The sequence below is a fragment of the Arthrobacter sp. EpRS71 genome (genome assembly GCF_001512285.1).
Taxonomy (GTDB): domain Bacteria; phylum Actinomycetota; class Actinomycetes; order Actinomycetales; family Micrococcaceae; genus Arthrobacter.
Genome location: NZ_LNUV01000006.1, coordinates 1,314,495 through 1,334,820 on the forward strand (window position 1 = coordinate 1,314,495; position 20,326 = coordinate 1,334,820).

The 20,326-nt window shown below is 62.8% G+C and carries 15 protein-coding genes; 11 read left to right on the plus strand and 4 right to left on the minus strand.

The annotated features are described in order from the left end of the window. Positions 1 to 182: 182 nt before the first annotated feature. Positions 183 to 1,553 (plus strand): ABC transporter substrate-binding protein, encoded by a 1,371-nt coding sequence (locus tag AR689_RS16385; RefSeq protein ID WP_062071814.1) that lies wholly within the window; start codon positions 183 to 185, stop codon positions 1,551 to 1,553. A gap of 141 nt (positions 1,554 to 1,694) precedes the next feature. Here the strand turns inward: AR689_RS16385 and AR689_RS16390 are convergent, their stop codons facing one another. Next, a complete protein-coding gene (locus AR689_RS16390; RefSeq protein WP_062071816.1) occupies positions 1,695 to 3,731 on the minus strand; it encodes a beta-galactosidase in 2,037 nt (678 codons plus the stop codon). A 198-nt stretch (positions 3,732 to 3,929) separates the two neighbouring features. Here AR689_RS16390 and AR689_RS16395 point away from each other — a divergent pair, with 198 nt between their 5' ends. The 6 genes from AR689_RS16395 (at position 3,930) to AR689_RS16420 (ending at position 10,598) form a co-directional block, all read left to right on the plus strand. Continuing rightward, a complete protein-coding gene (locus AR689_RS16395; protein WP_062071818.1) occupies positions 3,930 to 5,216 on the plus strand; it encodes an ABC transporter substrate-binding protein in 1,287 nt (428 codons plus the stop codon). Positions 5,217 to 5,250: 34 nt separating this feature from the next. Further along, positions 5,251 to 6,201, plus strand: coding sequence for a carbohydrate ABC transporter permease (locus AR689_RS16400; protein ID WP_062071820.1), 951 nt, complete (start codon positions 5,251 to 5,253; stop codon positions 6,199 to 6,201). Beyond that, positions 6,198 to 7,121: a carbohydrate ABC transporter permease gene (locus AR689_RS16405; RefSeq protein ID WP_062071822.1), complete on the plus strand. Its 924-nt coding sequence runs from the start codon at positions 6,198 to 6,200 to the stop codon at positions 7,119 to 7,121. The genes AR689_RS16400 and AR689_RS16405 overlap by 4 nt, the downstream gene beginning before the upstream one ends. Before the next feature lie 21 nt (positions 7,122 to 7,142). Next, positions 7,143 to 7,784: a Poxvirus protein I5 gene (locus tag AR689_RS16410; protein ID WP_082698005.1), complete on the plus strand. Its 642-nt coding sequence runs from the start codon at positions 7,143 to 7,145 to the stop codon at positions 7,782 to 7,784. Positions 7,785 to 7,890: 106 nt separating this feature from the next. Continuing rightward, on the plus strand, positions 7,891 to 9,165 hold the full coding sequence (locus AR689_RS16415; protein WP_062071825.1) for an MFS transporter: 1,275 nt from the start codon (positions 7,891 to 7,893) through the stop codon (positions 9,163 to 9,165). Between the two features lie 140 nt (positions 9,166 to 9,305). Further along, positions 9,306 to 10,598, plus strand: a complete 1,293-nt coding sequence (locus AR689_RS16420; RefSeq protein ID WP_062071827.1) for an ABC transporter substrate-binding protein — start codon at positions 9,306 to 9,308, stop codon at positions 10,596 to 10,598. Between the two features lie 58 nt (positions 10,599 to 10,656). On the opposite strand, the gene AR689_RS16425 is transcribed toward AR689_RS16420, so the two are convergent. After that, complete coding sequence (locus AR689_RS16425) at positions 10,657 to 13,815, minus strand: family 78 glycoside hydrolase catalytic domain (RefSeq protein ID WP_062071829.1); 3,159 nt, start codon at positions 13,813 to 13,815, stop codon at positions 10,657 to 10,659. Next, entirely contained in the window at positions 13,812 to 15,875 is a 2,064-nt protein-coding gene (locus tag AR689_RS16430; RefSeq protein ID WP_062071830.1) for a DUF6807 family protein, read from the minus strand. Before AR689_RS16430 ends, AR689_RS16425 begins: the two co-directional genes overlap by 4 nt. 267 nt (positions 15,876 to 16,142) lie before the next feature. On the opposite strand from AR689_RS16430, the gene AR689_RS16435 reads away from it, so the two are divergent. The 4 genes from AR689_RS16435 to AR689_RS22800 all read left to right on the plus strand — a co-directional run bounded on the left by AR689_RS16435 (position 16,143) and on the right by AR689_RS22800 (position 19,220). Next, a complete protein-coding gene (locus AR689_RS16435; RefSeq protein ID WP_062071832.1) occupies positions 16,143 to 17,162 on the plus strand; it encodes an acetylxylan esterase in 1,020 nt (339 codons plus the stop codon). Positions 17,163 to 17,382: 220 nt separating this feature from the next. Next, entirely contained in the window at positions 17,383 to 18,519 is a 1,137-nt protein-coding gene (locus tag AR689_RS16440; protein ID WP_062071834.1) for a 3-deoxy-7-phosphoheptulonate synthase, read from the plus strand. Between the two features lie 225 nt (positions 18,520 to 18,744). Beyond that, positions 18,745 to 18,957, plus strand: a complete 213-nt coding sequence (locus AR689_RS16445; protein WP_017199160.1) for a helix-turn-helix domain-containing protein — start codon at positions 18,745 to 18,747, stop codon at positions 18,955 to 18,957. A 164-nt stretch (positions 18,958 to 19,121) separates the two neighbouring features. Next, a complete protein-coding gene (locus AR689_RS22800) occupies positions 19,122 to 19,220 on the plus strand; it encodes a 30S ribosomal protein bS22 (protein ID WP_003792170.1) in 99 nt (32 codons plus the stop codon). Positions 19,221 to 19,324: 104 nt separating this feature from the next. On the opposite strand, the gene AR689_RS16450 is transcribed toward AR689_RS22800, so the two are convergent. Further along, positions 19,325 to 20,287: a DUF559 domain-containing protein gene (locus tag AR689_RS16450; protein ID WP_062073849.1), complete on the minus strand. Its 963-nt coding sequence runs from the start codon at positions 20,285 to 20,287 to the stop codon at positions 19,325 to 19,327. Positions 20,288 to 20,326 lie beyond the last annotated feature (39 nt).

Sequence of the window (20,326 nt, forward strand, 5' to 3'; positions counted from 1 at the left end):
CGCTCTTTGGTGAGTCCCGCCGTTCGGGGGTAACGCTTTTCGGTGAGTCCCGCCGTCGGACTTTCCCGGACAAGTAATACAAGTCAGCATCTTGTAATACAAGATTGTGACTTGTACCATAGTGACCAGTAGGAAAACGCTTTCTCATATCGCATCATGATCAATGAAGATCGGAGACATCAGTGCCGGTAAAACCAAAGGGTGAAGCAGTCGCCCCCGCAGCCGCCTCACCATCCCGTCCATCAACGCCCAAGACCAAGCGCAAGCTCCGGGCATCAGCCCTCGTTGCAGCCACCGCTGCCGCAGTCCTCGCCCTCACCGCCTGTGGTGGTGGCGGAGGGTCCGAGGCGAAGAGCGCCGACGGAAAAGTGGAGCTTCGCTTCGCCTGGTGGGGTGGCGACAAGCGCGCCCAGGTAACGCAGGCCGCCATCGCAGCCTTCGAGGCCGAGAACCCCAACATCAAGATCAAGCCCGAGTACGGCGACTGGAGCGGCTACTGGGACAAGCTGGCCACCCAGGTTGCCGCCAACGATGCTCCGGACATCATCCAGATGGACGAGAAGTACATCACCGAGTACTCCACCCGTGGCGCCTTGCTGGACCTCTCCAAGTACGACATCGACACCTCCAAGCTGGATGCTGCCGCCTTGGATGCAGGCAAGGGTGAGAAGGGGCTGACCGGCATCGCCGCGGGCATCAACGCAGCCACCATCCTGGCCAACCCGGCAGTCTTCCAGGCCGCCGGCGTCGCAATCCCTGACGACAAGACCTGGACCTGGGAAGACTTCGAGCGGGTCTCCGCCGAGATCACCGCCAAGTCGCCCAAGGGAACTTACGGCGCAGCTGCCTACGGCACGGATGAGGCCTCGCTGGGCGTGTGGCTGCGCCAGAACGGAAAGTCCCTCTACACTCAGGACGGCAAGCTGGGATTCGAGCCCTCGGACATCGCCGAGTGGTGGGCTTTCCTGAAGCAACTCAGCGAAAAGAAGTCTGTTCCGTCCGCATCGGAAGTTGTGGAAGCTGAAGCCGCCCCGCTTGATCAGAGCGGCCTGGCAACCGGCAAGAACGGACTGGCCTTCTGGTGGTCCAACCAGCTTCCGGCCCTTGAGAAGGCTGCCGGCGGCGAACTGCAGATCCTCCGCTTCCCGTCCAAGACGGGTAAGGCCGATGACGCCAAGCTTTGGTACAAGGCCTCCCAGTTCTGGTCCGCGTCTTCCCGTACCAAGCACCCTGAAGAGACGGCCAAGTTCATCGACTTCCTGACCAACAACGTCAAGGCCGGCGAGGCGCTCCTGGCAGACCGCGGCGTCTACCCGAACTCCGAAGTCCGCGACGCAATCGCTCCCAAGCTCGCCAAGGCAGATGTGAAGGTAGTGGACTTCATCGCCGGCATCAAGGAAGAGCTTGGGGAGGCTCCGGCCGCACCGCCAAAGGGTGCCGGTGCTATTCAGGAAATTGTGAAGCGTTACACCTCCGAGGTCCTGTTCGAGAGGCTCTCAACAGAGGAAGCCGGCAAGAAGGCTGTGGACGAAATGAAGTCCGCCATCAGCTAGCTTATTTACAACGCAAACCGCGCCCCGGGTTGGTCCATCAGGATCAACCCGGGGCGCGGTTTTTGCGTGTGCCTACCCAACTGTGTAGCAGATCAGGTCGTTCCCAGCGCTGAGAACGACCTGATCTGCTACCTACTTGGGTCAGTCTTCCGCGATGACGGCCACGGCGCCGGCGGGTACAACGCCGGTGAAGCGTGCGCCGCTCAGCAGCTCGTCGCCGTCGGCCTTCACCGTGACATCTGCCCGGCTGTGGTTGATGGCGAACAGGAAACTGCCGCCATCAGCGGCGCGCCGCCGGACAAGTTCGACGCCGGAAGACACCTCGGCGGCGGCCGTCACCCCTGCTTCGTCCACGAGTCGGGCGGTCAGTGCGTCGATGCCATCGGCGTCGGGAAGGGTGGCGAGGTACCAGGCCGTACCGGTGCCCACGCGGCGCCGGGTCAGGGCCGGGATGTCACCCAGTGGGTAGTTGGTGAACGTAGCCAGAACCTCTGTATCCCCGGCAGCGTGCACGTGCTCGCTCCACACGGATCCCGGTGTTCCTGGTTCAAATACCGTTCCGTCGCTTAGGGTGACCGACGTGCCCGGGAAGAGCGGATGGAATTCCTCGCTCCGGACCCCCAGCAGTTCGCGGAAAGCGCCCGGGTAACCGCCCAAACGGATGTGATCCTTTTCGTCAACAATGCCACTGAAGTAGCTGATGAGAACCGTGGCGCCGGCCCCCGCTGCGGCGGCAATCGAGGCAGCTGCTGCGTCCGTGACGGAGTACAGGGTGCACACCAGGATGAGGTCATATCCGGACAAGTCCGAGGAGGGGTGGACGAAATCCGCAGTGATGCCGCGCAGATACAGGGAACGGTGGAACGCCCGCATGGTGTCCAGGTATTTCAGAGAGTTGCTCGGGTGCGAGTCCAGTTCCGATGCCCACCAGGCTTCGTAATCGAACACGATCGCAACGCGCGATTCGACGCGCGAGCCCTTGACGGGTTCCAGCTTGGACAACGCGTCGCCGAGGTCCACCACGTTGCGCCACACCTGGGTATCGCGGCCACCGTGGGGAACCATGGCGGAGTGAAACTTTTCGGAGCCGGCCTTGCTTTGCCGCCACTGGAAAAACATGACGGCGTCGGCTCCGCGGGCCACATGCGTTAGTGAGTTCCGGAGCATTTCGCCGGGCATTTTGGGTTGGTTGTGCGGCTGCCAGTTGACCGCCGACGTCGAGTGTTCCATGAGGATCCACGGCTCACCACCAGCAACACCGCGGGTCAGGTCCGCGCTGAATGCGAGCTCAATGTCGCGTTCCGGGTCCGCCGCCACGAGGTAATGGTCGTTGGCGATCACGTCCATGTCTTGGGACCAATCGAAGTAGTCCAAAGCCTTGGTGGCGCTTGAAACCATGAAATTGGTGGTTGCCGGAACGTGGGGGGTGACTTCGCGGATCACGGCCAGCAGCTCGCGGTAGTAGTCAATGAACGCCCAGGAGTTGAAGCGCGCGAAGTCCAGCTGCTGCCCGGGGTTGAGCGTGGTGGGCGCGGCGCCAGGCGGAATGATTTCCTCGAAGGAAGCGTAGTGCTGCGACCAAAACGCCGTTCCCCAGGCCTCGTTGAGAGCCTCGATGGAACCGTATCGCCGTTCCAGCCATGCCCGGAATGCGGCGGCGTCCTCCTCGCCGTGGAATTCACCAACGTGGCAGCCAAGTTCGTTGTCCACGTGCCAGAGTGCCAGGGCCGGGTGGTCTTTGTAGCGTTCGGCGATCACTCGGGTCATTGCGGTGGCGTACCTGCGGTACACGGACGACGACGGCGTGTAGTGGCGTCGCGAGCCCCGTTCCAGCCTGACTCCTTCCGCAGTGACGGGCAGGATCCCGGGATATTTCCGGGCCAGCCAGGCCGGGGGAGAAGCGGTCGCCGTTGCCAGGGCCACTTTGATTCCTGCCCCGTTCAGGTTGTCCATGACGTCGTCCAGCCAGCCGAAATCGTAGTTTCCTTCGGTGGGTTCCAGGAGTCCCCAGGAGAAGATGCCGACGCTCAGGAAGTTGACCCCGGCTTCCTTCATGAGCTCGATGTCTTCACGCCGGATCTCTTCCGGCCATTGCTCCGGGTTGTAGTCGCCGCCATAGGCAAGACCGTCGATGCTGTTCCAGACGGATGGTCGGTGTGGGTTTTCGGGGGAGGTCAAGAGGACTCCTTCGTCAGGTTGGCCGTGCTGGTACTGAGGCTATAGGTGCAGCGTAGCGGTGAAAACGCGTTCTTTGGAAAACGCTTGCCCAGATGCCGGTTTAGAGATATTGTATCGATTCAGAACGAGTGTAAGCGAGATCACTGCCACGTTGTAGAGAACTCAACAAGCTTGCACCAACTGAGCAAGGAGGCTCTCATGATCGATAGAAGGAAATTCCTGGGTACGGTGGCTCTGGGCACTGCATCGGCCGCGTTCCTGGCTGCGTGTGGCCAGTCATCCACCGCAGGACAGGCAGGCTCCGCGGAGAACCCCGTCACCATCACGTACACGTGGTGGGGCAATGACGACCGTGCGGAGCGTACCCGTAAGGCCATAGCGTTGTTCGAGTCCAAGAACCCGGACATCAAGGTCAACGGCAACTTCTCGGACTTCGCTGGGTACTGGCAGAAGCGGGCCACCGAAGCTGCCGGTGGTGGCTTGCCGGACGTGATGCAGTGGGACCTGTCCTACCTGCGTGATTACGGGCAGCGGAACCAGCTTCTGGACTTGGGTACGGTAAAGGTCAACACGGACTCTTTTGATAAGTCGCTCCTTCCCTCGGGCCAGATCAAGGGCAAGACCTACGGCATCCCCACCAGCACCAACGCCTTCGCGGTGTACTACGATCCTGCCAAGCTCCAAAGCCTGGGTATCGCGGAGCCGGATGGCACGTGGACTTATAAGGAATTCAACGCTTTCCTGACCGAAGTGGGCGCCAAAGGCAACGGTACGTTGTTCGGTGGCACCGACTACACGGGCATCTGGTGGAACTTCAATATCTGGTTGCGCCAGAACAACATCCAGGCCTTCACCGAGGACGGCAAACTTGGTTTCTCCAAGGATGACCTGAAGAAGTGGTGGAACCTCACCGCGGACCTGCGCGGCACCGGAGCGATTGTTGGCGAAGACAAGACCACCCAGTTGCTGCCCAAGTCCCCGTTCGGCTCCAATGTCACGGCCACGGAAGTCACCTGGGATAACTTCATGGCAGGTTACCTCGCCGACAGTGGCGCGAAGGAACTCAAGCTCGTTCCTGTCCCCTCGGATGATCCGGACAACCTGGGCCTGTTCCTCAAGCCCTCCATGCTGATGGTGGCCAGCGCCAAGACCAAGTACAAGGATGCTGCTGCCCGCTTCATCGACTTCATGGTCAATGACCCCGAGGTGGGTCAGATCTTCAAGACCTCCCGCGGTGTTCCGGCGTCGAAGACCCAGCGCGATGGCACCACGTTCGAAGGCACGGACAAGCTCGTTGTCGATTACGAGAAGTCCATCGAGAAGTACCTCAAGGACGCCCCCGAGCCGCCCATCGTTGGGTTCGGCACGCTGGAGTCCACGTTCAAGCGGGTCACGCAGGACCTGAACTACGGCAAGCTCACCGTGGACGGCGCTGTTGATGCGTGGTTCAAGGAAGCCGAAGACCTCATCAAGCAGAACGCCTGATTCAGGCTTTCCCGAACACTGACGGACTGATCTTGTGACTCAAAGCCCAACCTTGAGCAGGCGTTCCGCGTCCGCTCCCGCGCAGCCGCGTAAATCGCGCCGGCGCGGGGCGGACGCCCGCGCCGGCTACACGTTCCTGTTGCCCTGGCTGCTGGGATTCATCGCCCTGACCGTGGGCCCGATGATTTCCTCGCTGTACCTTTCCTTCACCAACTACAACCTCTTCGATGCCCCCAAGTGGATCGGTTTCGATAACTACGTCTCGCTCTTCCAGGACGAACGGTTCCTGCAGTCGGTAGGGGTGACCATGCAGTACGTGGTCTTCGGTACCCCGTTGAAGCTCGCCGCGGCGTTGGCGATCGCGATGCTGCTCAACAGCAAACGCAAGGGCCAGGGTTTCTACCGGTCCGCGTTCTACGCCCCCTCGTTGATTGGCGCGTCGGTGTCCATCGCGATCGTCTGGAAGGCCATGTTCGGCGATTCCGGCCCGGTGGACCAGGGCTTGTCCTTCTTCGGTATCAACCTCGGTGGTTGGGTGGGCAACCCGAACATGACCATGGGCATGATGATCCTGTTGACGGTGTGGCAGTTCGGCGCCCCGATGGTGATCTTCCTGGCCGGCCTGAAGCAGATCCCGGCAGACCTGTATGAGGCTGCCTCGATGGACGGTGCCGGCCCGGTGCGGAAGTTCATGAACATCACCTGGCCCATGCTCTCCCCGGTGATCTTCTTCAACCTTTTGATGGAAACCATCCACGCCTTCCAGATCTTCGCTTCGGCCTACATCATCTCCAACGGTGAAGGCGGCCCGGCAGGATCCACCCTTTTCTACACCCTCTACCTTTACTTGCGCGGTTTCTCCGATTTCCGGATGGGTTACGCCTCGGCCATGGCCTGGCTCCTGGTGATCGTGGTCGGCATCATCACGCTGATCTTCTTCAAGACCTCCAAGTCCTGGGTCCACTACAGCGGTGATTCAAAATGACAACCATGGCAACACCCACCCAGCCCGCTCCCACCAAAACCGCCCCGGCACCGGTGTACAACCCGAAGTCCGAGTCCGGCACGGCTAAACGCATCAAGAGCACCATCTTCCACATTGTCGCTTTGGCGCTGGTGGCGATGGTCCTCTACCCGGCGTTGTGGATGATCGCGTCATCGTTCAAACCGAACTCCGAAATCGGCGGCGCCAACACCTCGCTGTGGTCGAACAACTTCAGCTTCGATAACTTCGCCACCGCCATGGAAGGAATCGGCGGGGTCTCCACCCTGACGTTCTTCACCAACTCGTTGATCCTGGCCGTCGGCGCAGTGGTGGGCACGGTCCTGTCGGCGTCCATCTCGGCCTACGCTTTCGCCCGGATCAACTTCCCGGGCCGCGGATTGTTCTTCGGCATGATGATCGCCACCCTGCTGTTGCCGTTCCACGTGGTGATCATCCCGCAGTACATCGTGTTCCAGCAGCTCGGCCTCGTGGACACCTACATCCCGCTGTTGATCGGTAAGTTCCTCGCCGCTGACGCGTTCTTCGTGTTCCTCATGGTCCAATTCATGCGCGGCCTTCCGGCCGAACTGGACGAAGCAGCCCGCATCGACGGCGCCGGACATGTCCGCATCTTCGGATCCATCATGCTGCCCCTGATGAAACCGGCCCTGATCTCCACCTCGATCTTCTCCTTCATCTGGAGCTGGAACGACTTCCTGGGCCCCCTGCTCTACCTGAACACCCCGGAAAAGTATCCGCTCCCGTTGGCGTTGCGGCTCTTCGTGGACCAAACCCAGTCCTCGGACTATGGAGCCATGATCGCCATGTCCGTCCTGGCTCTCCTCCCGGTCCTGGTCTTCTTCCTGGTCTTCCAGCGCTACATCGTCGAAGGCGTCTCCACGCAAGGCCTCAAGGGTTAGGAACAACAGAGAATGAGCACTATGAACGCCACAGGCAAGTCCTCGGGGAATCCCGGCCTTCCGGTCAACCGCTTTGCCCTCTTCGCCGAGACCATCCTGGCCGGAGTCATCGTGCTCCTTCTCTCCATCCCGTTGGTGACGGCGCCGGCTGCTTATGCGGCCGGCGTCGCGCACCTGGAAAGGCACCTCAGCGGCAGGGATGATTCCCTCCGCAGCCTGTGGGGCAATTTCCGCCTTGCGCTTCCCGGCAGTTGGAAGATCGGAATCACGACGGCGGCAGCCGCCGTCGTGATTGTCCTGAACCTGCTGCTCGCCCTTGTGGGTCAACTGCCCGGCCGGGCAGCGATCCTGCCCGCCACCTTGGTTCTCGCCGCGGCAGGGGCAGTGCTGTTCCTGCGGATCGCCGCCAACTGGAGTGGCGGGGTGAAGTGGGAAGGCGACGCCGACCAGCAGTCCGCAGAGGTCCCCGGCCCCGAGCGCTGGGCCGCAGCCTACGCCAGCGCGAAAGCTGATTCACTGCGGGACTGGAGCGGCTCGCTGCTCCTGCTCGCAGCAGTGTCCATGACTGTCGTCTTCGTCTGGATGCTCCAGGCCCTGTTCGTCATCGTCCCCGGCACCCTGATCCTGGCCGCTGCCGCCATCAAAATCCGTTCCCATCGTTGAGATTTTTGTGCAGCTCATGCCCTTAAGGAGCCTCCTTAAGGGCATGAGCCATGCAAGAACTCCATAAAGAATCCGTCCCGACCCGCTGAATCGAGCAGAACACTCCGTGTCGCCGCGCCCGTTCCCACTGCGCCCCACATCCACCGCACCGCGTGCCCGCTCCACGGAAAGCTGGCATTACCCGCTGAGGCACCACAACTACCGGATTTTTGTCACGCTTTCCCTCGTAGGGAGCGGCGGGGTGTGGATGCAACGCCTCGCCCAGGATTGGCTGGTGCTGCAACTTACGGGCAGCCCGGCGGCTGTTGGCGTCGCCGTTGCCCTCCAGTTCCTTCCCATGCTGGTGGTGGGCCCCATCAGCGGTGTGTTGGTGGACCTCTTCCCCAAACGCCGGATCCTCCTTGTCTGTCAGTCGGTGGCCGTGGTGCTGGCCGCAGGTCTGGCTGTGTGGAACGCGATGGGCGGCACGGATGTGTGGGTGGTCTATGCGTCCTGCATCGCCCTGGGCATCACCAGCGCGATCGATGGACCCGCACGGCAGGTGTTCGTCAACGAGGTAGTGGGCGACGCCGGCCTGCCCGCCGCAATCGGACTCAACAGTGCAGTAGGGCAGTTGGGAGCCATGGCCGGCCCGGCATTGGCGGGCGTGGTCATTGCCCAGGCGGGTCCGGCGGCGGCCTTCGGAGCCAACGCCTTGATTGGCGTATCGGTTCTGGTGATGATCGCGGCCATCAGGCCGGGGGAACTTCATCATTCGCCGGAGGCGCCTGAGCCTGGTGCCCGGCGCGGCCAGATCCTGGCCGGCTTCCGCTTCGTCCGGGCTCGTCCACCCCTGCTGCTGACCATGCTCCTTGCGGGATTGCTGGGCGCGTTCGGCATGAACGGCCCGGTAGTCCTCGCGGCGTTCGCGGACGGAGTGTGGCACAGCGGTCCCGCTGGCTTTGGGCTCTTCAACACTGTGAGTGCATTGGGGGCACTCGCAGGCGCGTTGGTGGCCACCCGCATCAAGCGCTTTGGACGGAAGGGGATCGTGGCCAGTGCCGGGCTCTTCGGCCTGACGCAAGGGCTCGCTGCTGTGATGCCCACGCAGGAATGGTTCGTGGTGATGCTCATTGTGGTGGGCTTCATGACCTTGGTGTTCCTCACCAGCGCAGCCACGGCGGTGCAGCTCGAGGCCGGCGCCAGCGTGCGCGGCCGGGTGCTGGCGCTGTACTTCCCGCTGCTGCTGGGCGGTCACGCTTTGGGCGGTCTGCTGGCAGGGTGGCTCACTGAGGAGTTTGGCGTCCGGACCGGACTGGTGGTCACGGGGGCGTTGGGCATGCTGTCCGCGGTAGTGATTGGATTCCTGCTATGGCGCTACTCGGCCCGCCGACGCCCGTAGGAGCGCGTCAGCAGTTTGAGTGCTTTTGTTAAGAAGGATTGCTCAAACACACAAAAACTCCCTTGACGAGTGATGTAGCACACATCTAATCTGAGAAAGCGTTTTCTGCCCGTAGCGCACGACTCAGATAAGGACGTTTGATGTCTACTCGAGCACGAAAAAACCTCGCCGCCAAAGTCGCAGCAGCGGCGGTCGCCGTCGCCATCACCATGACCGGCTGTGGCAGCGGATCCCAGCAGGCCTCCTCGGACGGCACCGTCACCCTTCGCTTCAGCTGGTGGGGTTCGGACGTCCGGCACAAGATGACCCAAAAACTTATTGACGCTTTTGAAGCGCAGAATCCCACCATCAAAATCAAGGGCGAATACGGCGACTGGTCCGGTTATTGGGACAAACTAGCCACGCAAGTGGCTTCCCAGGACGCCCCGGACATCATTCAAATGGACGCCGCCTACTTGGGTGAGTACGCCGAACGCGGCGCGCTGCTCGAGCTGAAAGACGTGGACCTCGCCAAGTTCGACTCAGCAGTGGCAGACGCCGGAAAGGTTGAAGGCAAGCAGTACGCCATAACCGCCGGGGTGAACGCGCAAGTGGTCCTGGCAAATCCCTCGATCCTCACAGCCAGCGGTGTCACACTGCCCGATGACAAGACGTGGACCTGGGACGAATACAACAAGACAGCCGCCTCCATTACCGAAGGCAGCAAGAGCGGGGTTTACGGTTCGGGTGCTGTCAGCGGTGACGCACCCATGAACCTCTGGTTCCGCCAACACGGTAAGTCCCTCTTCACCGCCGACGGCAAATTCGGCTTCGACGAGGGCGACTTGACCGGATGGTACGAATACCAGGCAGAGCTCCGTGATTCCAAGGCCGTGCCGCCCGCATCCGTGATGACGGAGGACGCCACGGCCTCCGTTGACCAGCAAGGATTGGCTACCAATAGGTTCGGACTCGCCTGGTACTGGTCCAATCAACTGAGCGCCCTCACCAAAGCGTCGGGCCAGCCGTTGGAGATCCACCGTCCACCGAGCACGGACGGCAGCTCCGCCAGTGCACAGCAGTTCTACAAGTCCTCCCAGTTCTGGTCCGCGAGTTCACGGACCAAGCACCCGGCCGAGGTGCAGAAATTCATTGACTTCCTCGCCAACAATGTGGAGGCCGGTGAAATCGCCTTGGCCGATCGTGGTATCCCAGGCAACTCGGAGGTCCGGGCCGCAGTCCTTCCCAAGCTGACGCCGGAGGACGCCGTCACTGCCAAATTCATCGATGAGATCTCCACCGAACTGGGAGATGCCGTGCCCGTTCCCCCGGCGGGGTCCAGCTCCGCCGTCGAGGCTTTGGGCCGCTATGGCCTGGAAGTCCATTTCAACCGGATGTCACCGCAAGAGGCAGCCAAGAAGGCAATGGACGAAGCGAAGAGCTCGCTGAGCTAGCTCCTGATAGGTCCCGCTGGATGGCATTTAGTGACAGTTCCGAGCATGAACATCGCCACTAAATGCCGTCCCGCGGACCGAAATACCAGGATCCTGGGCCCACCTCGTGGTTGCCGGCGGGAAGGATCACCTCGGCCTTAACTCCCGGAGGGACCTCGCACTCCAGTTCCATTCCGTCCGCCGTCCGGCGCCAGGAGACGGAAACAACGCCGCGCTGTGTCGGCACGCTGCCCTGGGCATGCTCCAGCCGGCACACCGGCGGTTGAATCACGACGGCGGACGCCCCCGGAGCGGTGACGCGGACTCCGAGGAGGTACTCAAGGATCTCCCGGATCACTGATGCCGACCATGCATGAGACTGGCTGTAGTCGGTGCCCTCATCAAGCTCCCAGGCCTCCCACGTGAAGGAGGCTCCGGCGTCGAGTTGGCGGGCCCACCCGGGCTGGCGCGGATCGGTGAGGAGGCTCAAAACATCGTCCACCCGACCCTGCGACAGCAGGGCACGGAATAGCCGGTGCACGGTCATGGGACCTTGGCGCATCCCCAACGCTGCGAGTCGCTCGGCATCCTTCGCCGCGTGTTCAGCGGGCGTGATCCCCAGGGACAACGGGAACGAGGTGGCATGCTGTGAGGCGTTGAGGCTGGGGCGGCCGTCTGAGTACAGTCCGTCCACCATGACGCCGTTCACCCTGAAACGGGCATTGATCTGTCCAGCCAGGGATGCCGCCGCACCACCGAACCGGGCTGCCTCCCGCTCCAGGCCAGCGGACGCACATAGCCGGCTGACGACGTCGAGCACTGACCATGACTGGGCGTTGACCGTGGTGCGCGCCGCGCAGTCCATGTCGTAGCCGAAGCGGCCGGGCGCCGGCCAGTCCACAATCCCGTGAAGGTAAGGCCCTCCGCCGCCACCCAGATCCGTGACAAGCCCGGCAGTGGGACCGTCCGTGGGAATGTGCCGGAGCACGTAATAGGCGGTGTCCATGAGCTGGGGGAGGAGCTCGGCCACCAAGGCGTCATCCCCGCTGAGCCGGTGATAATCCTCCACCCACTCGGGCATCATGAGTGAGAAATCCGGGATGTCGCGCTTGCCGTCGCCGTTGGGATACACCGCGTTATAGCGCCCACGCTCTTGTGGTGAATCCCAGTAGCGGCGCGCCGACCCTGCGAACTCCCGCAACGCCTTGGCCGTGAAGTGACGCTCACCAAACAGGGCCATGGTGGCGTAGGAGATGTTCGCGGCGTCGCCCAGGAACTGGCCTTTCTCGCGGGTTGGTGTGTCCACGAACTGTTCCTGGACGCCCAGCAAGGCGGAGTCGCGCAGCAGCGTGAAGACCCTGTTCAGCGTGTGATCGGAGCTGTGGAAGCTGCCCTCCGCCGGGTGATCGGCGTGGATCACCGTTGCGCCCACAGCGCCGAGGTCTGCAATCTCTACGCCAGAGAGCTCCAGATAGCGGAAGCCCAGGTGCACGGCTGCCTCGTAGCGTTGGGGGCCGTCTACCTGGGTGTAGGGGAAGGACATGTCCGTGTTCTGGCTGGGTGACTTTCCAGAGTCCACCCGGCCGTCGGCCCTGAGGTTGTACCCTGCCCGGAGCATCACGGTCCGCCCGTGCTCACCACGGAGAAATTCCACGACCGGGCGCCCGGGGATCACTGTGCCGAAGTCTGCCACCGGGGTCCTATCTTCCGCAGTGAGAAAGTCGACGGCGGACGTGAAGCTGCGTGCGACGCCCGCGTGGTTGGGCATCAGGCGTGGGAAGTCGGGGACCGGGTGGGTTCCAAGGGAGACTGCCGGGTGCCATTGCTGTGGTTCCGGCCAGGCCGTCGCATCGAAATGCTCGATGGGATCGCCCTCATCGTTCCGGTATCCGCCCTGTCGGTAAGGACCTTCGGCCACCAGCCACCCAGGTCCGGAGCCGAACACGTCCCGGGTGCCGTCGTCGTACTCCACCGTCAGCTGGGCCAGAAGGCCCGGGCGGCCCGCGGCGCGGCCCTGGCCGGGTCCATACCAATGGGCGACGGCGGTCAAGGTGGCGGTGTCGCTGCTCTGCAAGGCTTCAGTGACATCGGCGGCGTTGTAGAACTGTTCGCCCGGATAGCCGAAATTGGTGGTCTCCAGGCACGGGCTCCCGTTGATGGAGAACGCGGCGTGATGGCTGGCAGCGGCGTACAGGCGGGCACGGACTACCGTGCGCTCGAGCTTGATGGTGGTCTTAGCAAGGGTCCACTCGTCCGGCTGCCGGAGGGGAGTGGTGGTGCTCCAGCCGGTAAGGGAGTCCGGTTTGGTGACGTCGGTTTCCAGCAGGGTGGTCCCGCCACTCTGGACGCTGATCGACAGGTACTCGGCCTGGCTGCGGGGCCCTTGGTGGAAGGCGATGCCGCTGATGCCGGTGACGGGGACTGTGGTGTCCAGGACCACGTCACCGTCGATGGTGACTGTGATGCGTTCCCCGTCGTCCGCGATGACCAGATCCTGCCAGCCGTCCTCCGGAAACGCCCCGGCACGGGAAACACCGGTTGCCCCGAAAGCCGGTGTCTCAGCCAACGGCTCCGTATGCGGTGCCGACATTGCGCCGATCTGCCAGCCGGGGGCCGGGCGCAGGAGCGCTGACCGGTTCGGTTTGATCTCCAGGAGCACCCCGGATCCAGGCCCGTCGCTGCGAAGGAGTATCCCGGCAGTCCCAAGGCGCTGGCGGAACCGTGCGGTGATCACCGTGCTCCCGTTGGCTGCAACCGGCCACGGAATATACGGCGAGCCGCTCACGCGCAGGTGGCCGTCCACCTGTTCCAGGGGTGCGCGTCCACCGGGCTTGCGGTGAATCCACTCGGCGTTCCAGCCGGCCGCGCCCGGCAGGACTGTGCTGGCGAGGCCGGTGCTGAAGCGGGCCGGTTTGCTGGGCTCGCCAGTGATTCCGGCCGCATCCGTGAGCTGCACAGTCCACTGATAGTCAGTGTCCGGGGTCAGGTCCGGGCCTGTGTAGGGACGGTGGTGCTGCTGCTCTGTGACAACGGTGCCCGAGTCCCATACGTCCTTACCGTCGCGGTCCAGCACCCTGAGGCGATAGGCACTTTGGAACGATTGCCCTGCGCTCGCAGAGGTTCCAGCATCCAGCAACCAGCCGAAAACCGGCGCGGCCGGAGCCGTCAAGCACCGCGCGGATCCCTCCACCGTGAGGTTGGTGGCCATGAGTGGGGTTGCCGCGGCGTCTGTGCTCATCGCCCTGAAACCAAACCCTCGATCTCCGCCGCGCCCAGGATTCCATCGCTGATCCACACCGTGGTGGTCCGGGTGAGGGACTCGCCTTCCGCCACTTCCACTGCAGTGTCCCACGCCAGTGCGGAACCCACGGCGGGGTAATCACTGCACCGCACGAACCAAGGGTCCGCAGACTCGGCAGGTGCGCCAAACACCAGAGTGGCAGGGCCGCCGTCGAACTCTCCTGTCCAGGCGAGCCACGGCGTGACGGAGCCATGGACGGACGGCTCGCCCTCGGCTGTGGAGGAGAAGACACGAGGGGAGGCATTGACAGGGAGGCGCCAGAAGAAGCCGCCGTAGCCGCTGCCGGTGGCACCGTGTGAACCGGGGCTGCCCAGTGAAACATCCACGACGGCGGTGAGCCGGGTCTGGACGTCGAGTCGCCAAGTGCGTTTGTCCAGGACTGTGCGGCTCAGGGAGCGGCTTTCCTTCAGGACCAGCCCGCCGTCGGCCGCGAACCAGGTGAGGTCAAGCATGGTGTGGTCTTTTTCCCGGGAGATGCTTGCCGTTTCGATCCTGCCGTGGTCCTTCACATCCACGTACTTACCCGCTGCCCGGCGGTAGCTGCGGCCGCCCCAGAAATTGCTGCCGTTGACGTCCTGCAGGGCGAACCCTGCGCCGAGGTGCCAGACGTGATCCGAGGGCAAGTGGTCCGTGACCACTATCCCGGCAGGGGTGGTCACCGGGTGCAAGTACGGCCTGGGGGAGAGAGCCGGCTCGAGGTGGCTGCCACTGCGGAGGACCGTGGTGGCGTTGGTGGAGGCGGCAGCGTCTGCCCCAGGGGTGTAGAGAGCTTCGGCACCTCCGGTGATGGGCCGAGCCCAGGGAAGTCCCAGCTCGGAGAACGTGGCGTGGGCGCCGGTGGCACGTTCCAGGATGTCCTCAATGTTCGGAATAACAGCGTGGGCTTGCTCGCCTGTTCCCACCCAGTTCACGCATTCCGACGGAATCAGCGCAGGTGCCTCCGCTGTTCTGATGGCTTCCAGGACCCGCATGAAGGCGCCGGCGTCATCGAGCGGGCTCAGCAGCGGCGTGCCTTCGGACAGGTGCTGAAGGAGGTTTTCGGTGAGGTCGTCGCGCCCGAAAGTGTGGGTGGTTTCGCCGGCTTCGGTACGGACGGTCACGCGGTCCTCCGTGTAGTGGAAAACCGCCGTGCCTTCAGTGCCGTGGAGCGTCACGTATGGCTCCACGGATTCGGTGGCGCACAGGGTGAGCGCGCACGTGATGGGCAGGCCGTTGATGGTGCGCAGGCGGATCACTGAGGTGTCGTCGGCTTCGATGTCGTTGGCCCGGTAGAGGTCTGTTTCCACGGTGGCGAGATCCTCGGCAGCCCGTGCTCCGGCGATGCGGAGCGCCGTGGCAATCGCGTGGGCCAGCGGGTTGGTGGCGACGCCATCCACCACATCCACGCCATCGAGGCTGCGCTTGCCTGCCCATCGGGACCGCTTGTAATAGGCCCGGTCCCGGACCCAGCGGCCCGTAGCTGAGATCCCCTTCAAGGTGCCGATGCCCGGCAACTCTTCGGAGGCCTGCCCGCTGGCCAGCTTTTCCAGTGCTGCCAGCGCACGGGAACCGAGACTCTGGAAACCGATCTGGACAGTGCGGCCAGACGTGGCCGCCGCTTCCTGGAGGCGGAGGAAGTCGCTCATGGAGGCCACGGGTGGCTTCTCCAGATAGAGATCCGCCTTGGAAGCGAGCGCAGACAGGGCCAGAGGGGCATGGGTCTGAATGGGAGTAGCCACGATGATGACATCCGGCTGGTGGTCTCCGGCCAGAAGCTCATCAAGGTTTGAGTGGACAGCTGTGCTTTCCGGCAGATCTCCGGGGGCCGGCGGATTCGGATCGGCCACCGCAATCAGGTCCACCATGCCCGTGGCGCTGAGACGATCGAGGTTGCGGAGGTGGTGCGTGCCGAAACCGTGGACTCCCACCAGGGCGATCCTGGCCGGAGCAGTAGTGTTTGCCGCACCGTCGCCGAGGCGCGTCGGACTACTGGTGGACTCTGTGGAAGCGGTGTCCATGGCTCTCCTAAAGCTGGCGCGGCAACGATGGCGCGTGACGCCGTCGTCCGGGTATTCACAAAAGTGTTCGAGCGGGTTTAGGCTACACCTCAGCAAGCGCTTTCCCGTGATCGATTGTGTCTAGTTTAGCTCTAAGCCTGCCAAAATGTAACGATTCAAGATCAGTGCCGATCGAGACTGCCATGACGTAGGATGTCCTCTGGTTGACCGTAGTAGTCTCGGCTCATCTGAACCCGCCAGTCAGACCCACCTGAACCGGAATGGACCATGCCCCTCTTTGACCTTCCCCTTGACCAGCTCCGCACCTACTCCTCAACTGCAGTAGCTCCGGCCGACTTCGAAGACTTCTGGGACCGCACCATCGCAGAGACGCGCGGGCTCCCGCTCAATGCCGTGTTTGAGCCCGTGGACAACCACCTCAGCGTGATCAACACCTTCGATGTGACCTTCTCCGGATTCGGGGGAGACCGCATTAAGGGCTGGCTGCACCTACCCGCGCAGCTAGGACCCGGCGAGCAGCTTCCCGTGGTGGTGGAGTACATCGGCTACTCCGGCGGGCGGGGCCTGGTCAACCAGAACACCCGTTGGGCGCAGGCCGGTTACGCGCACTTCATCATGGACACGCGCGGGCAAGGCTACGGCGGGGTATCCGGCGACACCCCGGATCCGCATCCCTCGGCCGGTGGCAACAACTATGCGGGCCTCATGACCCGGGGTGCCGACCACCAGGACAACTACTACTTCCGCCGTGTTTACGTGGACGCCTTCCGTGCGGTGGAAGCGGCACAAAGCCATGCCGCCGTCGACCCTTCACGGGTGATCCTCACCGGCGTGAGCCAAGGTGGCGGCATCACTGTTGCTGCTGCCGGCCTGGTGGCTGGACGCCTGGACGGCGTTGTTGCTGCCATGCCGGATGTTCCCTTCCTGCAGGACTTCCCGCGCGCCATCGACATCACCCCGCGCGGCCCCTACCCGGAAGTTGCGTCCTTCCTGGGGCGGCACCGGGATAAGTACGAGCCCATGCTGGCTGTGCTCAACTACTTCGACGGAGTCCATCTAGGCCGTGCAGCAACCGTCCCGGCTCTGTTCTCCGCCGCACAAATGGACGACATCTGCCCGCCATCAACGGTGTTCGCGAGCTACAACAATTACGGAACCGGCTCGCGGGAGCAGGGCAGGGCGCCCGAGAAAGACATAGAGGTCTACCGTTTCAACAACCACGAAGGCGGTCAGGAACACCACTGGATCAAGCAGTTGCAGTTCCTCCGCAAACTGCTGTCATCTTGATGGACGCGATTTGCCCGTGGTCAAGAACCGCGGTTATGGTGTGGCTATGACAAACCGTTGGTATGCGTATTTTTCGTTGGCTCTGGAGGGGCCCGCGTCTAACTGACACGCATCCAACTTTCCTTCAGAGCCAACAGGGCAGAGATCATTCTCTGCCCTTCGCCATATCCGGCGGGTTCTGAAAAGGGGCCCGCTCCGCATCCCGGACAGGACCCAGAAAATGACCAGCATCTCCGCAGAACCCGCACCGCTCCACCCTGCTGATTCCACCCAGCCCGCCACCTCCAACCTGCGGGTGGCCCGCTTCGAGCCGCTTCCGGCCCCGCAGGCCCTCATCGCGGAGTTGCCGCTGGACGGCCGCTCGGCTGCCGTCGTCGACCGTGGCCGCGATCAGGTCCGCGCCATCATGGACGGCGTGGACGATCGCCTGCTGGTGATCGTGGGCCCGTGTTCCATCCACGATCCCAAAGCCGGCCTCGAATACGCCCGACGGTTGGTCAGCCAGGCGGAGAAGCACAAGGAAGACCTGCTGATCGTCATGCGGACCTACTTCGAGAAGCCCCGCACCACCGTCGGCTGGAAGGGCCTCATCAACGATCCCCACCTGGATGGCAGCCACGACATCGCCGCCGGACTGCGCGCCGCCCGCGGATTCCTGAAGCAGGTCACCGCCCTGGGCCTGCCCACCGCCACCGAATTCCTGGAGCCCATCAGCCCGCAGTACATGGCGGACCTCGTCTCCTGGGGTGCCATCGGTGCCCGCACCACCGAAAGCCAGATTCACCGCCAGCTGGCGTCCGGGCTGTCCATGCCTATCGGCTTCAAGAACGGCACCGACGGCGACCTGCAGGTGGCCATCGATGCGTGCGGCGCTTCTGCCGCTGAGCAGGCCTTCCTGGGGATCGACGACGACGGCCGCGCGGCTTTGGTGGCGACGTCCGGCAACCCCGACACCCACGTGATCCTCCGCGGTGGACGCAAAGGCCCCAACTACTCTGCCGACGACGTCGCAGCCGCCTCGGCCAAGCTAGCAGCCAAGGGACTGAACCCGCGCCTTATTGTGGACGCAAGCCACGCCAACAGTGGCAAGAGCCATCACCGCCAGGCCGAGGTTGCACTGGAAATCGGTGCGCAGCTCGAAGCAGGGGAGACCTCGCCGATTGCCGGGGTCATGCTGGAAAGCTTCTTGGTAGGCGGCGCGCAGAACCTGGATGTGGCTGCTCAGCTCGCGGGAACGCAGGAGCTCGTCTACGGCCAGAGCGTCACCGATGCCTGCATGGAGTGGGATGTTACGGCGTCTGTCCTCGAGCAGCTCGCTGCTTCGGCCCGCAAGCGCAGGGCGGTGGTTGCGGCTTAGGGCCGGGTGGGCTGTGGCCCGATACGGGGGTTCCCTGCCAGGCATGCCGCGCGCCCGGCACGGCCAGCAGGGAACCCACGGAATATGCAGAACCAAGCGCTGGGCTCTTTCACATTGGCCCCATCAGCCTCTAGAGTATCTAGCACATGGTTGTTTGATGGCTCAGCATCGGCACACCGTTCCACTGGGGGTGTCCTACTGTCTGAGAGCAAAGGAATATGGGAAATGTCCGCGGAGACTAACTTCTCGAATGCGCGTTTCATGACGGTGGCCGAAGTGGCCGACGTCCTGCGTGTTTCCAAAATGACCGTGTATCGCCTGGTCCACTCAGGGGAAATGCCCGCCGTGAGGTTCGGCCGTTCCTTCCGGGTCCCTGAAGAGGCTGTTGCCCAATACCTCAAAGGTGCTGTGGTGGACGGACAATCCGAGACCGCCTGAGGCCTGCCGGGGTCCGTTCAACGGACCGTGGTCATGGGGTGCCCCTTTGAAGCGGTACTCTGTTAAGGAACGTTTTACGTCAATGTAAGAATCTGTCAGTTGTACTGTCTGCTTCCGCGGATCGGTTCCAACAGACAGGAACTTCTAGTTTGTAAGGAACTTTCGTGGGTTCAGTTATTAAGAAGCGCCGCAAGCGTATGGCCAAGAAGAAGCACCGCAAGCTGCTTCGCAAGACTCGCCACCAGCGCCGCAATAAGAAGTAGAGATACTTCATCAAGCGTGAATGCCCGCTACCTTTCGAGGCGGCGGGCATTTTTGCATCCCCCGACGCTCTCTCATGTCCCTCGGGTTTGGTGTGGATCCTCTCTCATGTCCCTCGGGAAAAGCCCGAGCTGACGGCTGGATCCTGCCATGCTGATCGTAGAGCGCTCTTTATCTTTTTCGTGGCTGACGCAAAGTTGTCGGCCAGGTCATCTTTTCCGAATTTCAAGACTGTCCAGCCTGCAGATTCAAATGCTTTGTCGCGTCGCCGATCGCTGAACATCTGTTCCTGCCCAAGGTGATGACCGCCGTCGTACTGTATTGCCACCCGCCGATCACGGAAGCCCAAGTCCGCAGAAGGCGAAAACGGGTCATTCGGGCGAAGTTGCACCTGCAGCTCCGGTTCGGGGATACCGGCGTCCAGCATCGCCAAGCGGAGCAGCGACTCTGGCCCGGAATCGGCTCCAACACGCATGAGGTCCAGTGCTTCTCGTGCCCGAACGACGCCTTGTAAATTCTTGTGCCTGCCCACCAATTCGCGAAGGGCCTCGAGGGTGGTGAACGGTGTGTCGCGGTCTTCGAAGTCCGGCCTGGGCCTACGAATGAGTTCGTCACCCATACATACGAGGTCGGAGAGCGGTAGGCGTCTTGCGAGATCCAACCAGGTACGCGACCGAGTGCTCATCCGGATGCCGTGAACATTTTCGATCTCGTCGTCGGAGGCCACAACCGTATGTCCGATCACTCCTTTGCGGCGGACGGACGGTAGATGCCTTGGCTTGCTGAGATGCAATTCATTGGAATCAGACAGCCATGGTGGAAGGCACACACCATGCAGCCTCGCGGCCGTTACATGGGATATCCATGCCCCCGGACTTGCGGCTGACAGCGACCTTGCAGCCGCCGATAGCTCAAAGTCCCAATCCGATGGACGGTAAAGGCCGCGGCTGACTCCATCTATTCCTACACGGTTCCAGAGGTGCGATTGCTTCAGGCCCGCGGCCTCGGCCTCGTCAATGGTGAATGGGGCATGGGTCAGTCGGGGCGGAAGGGGCACGGCGTTCTGCATATCTGGCATTCTCGCCCAGAAACGCTTGAGTCATCTTAA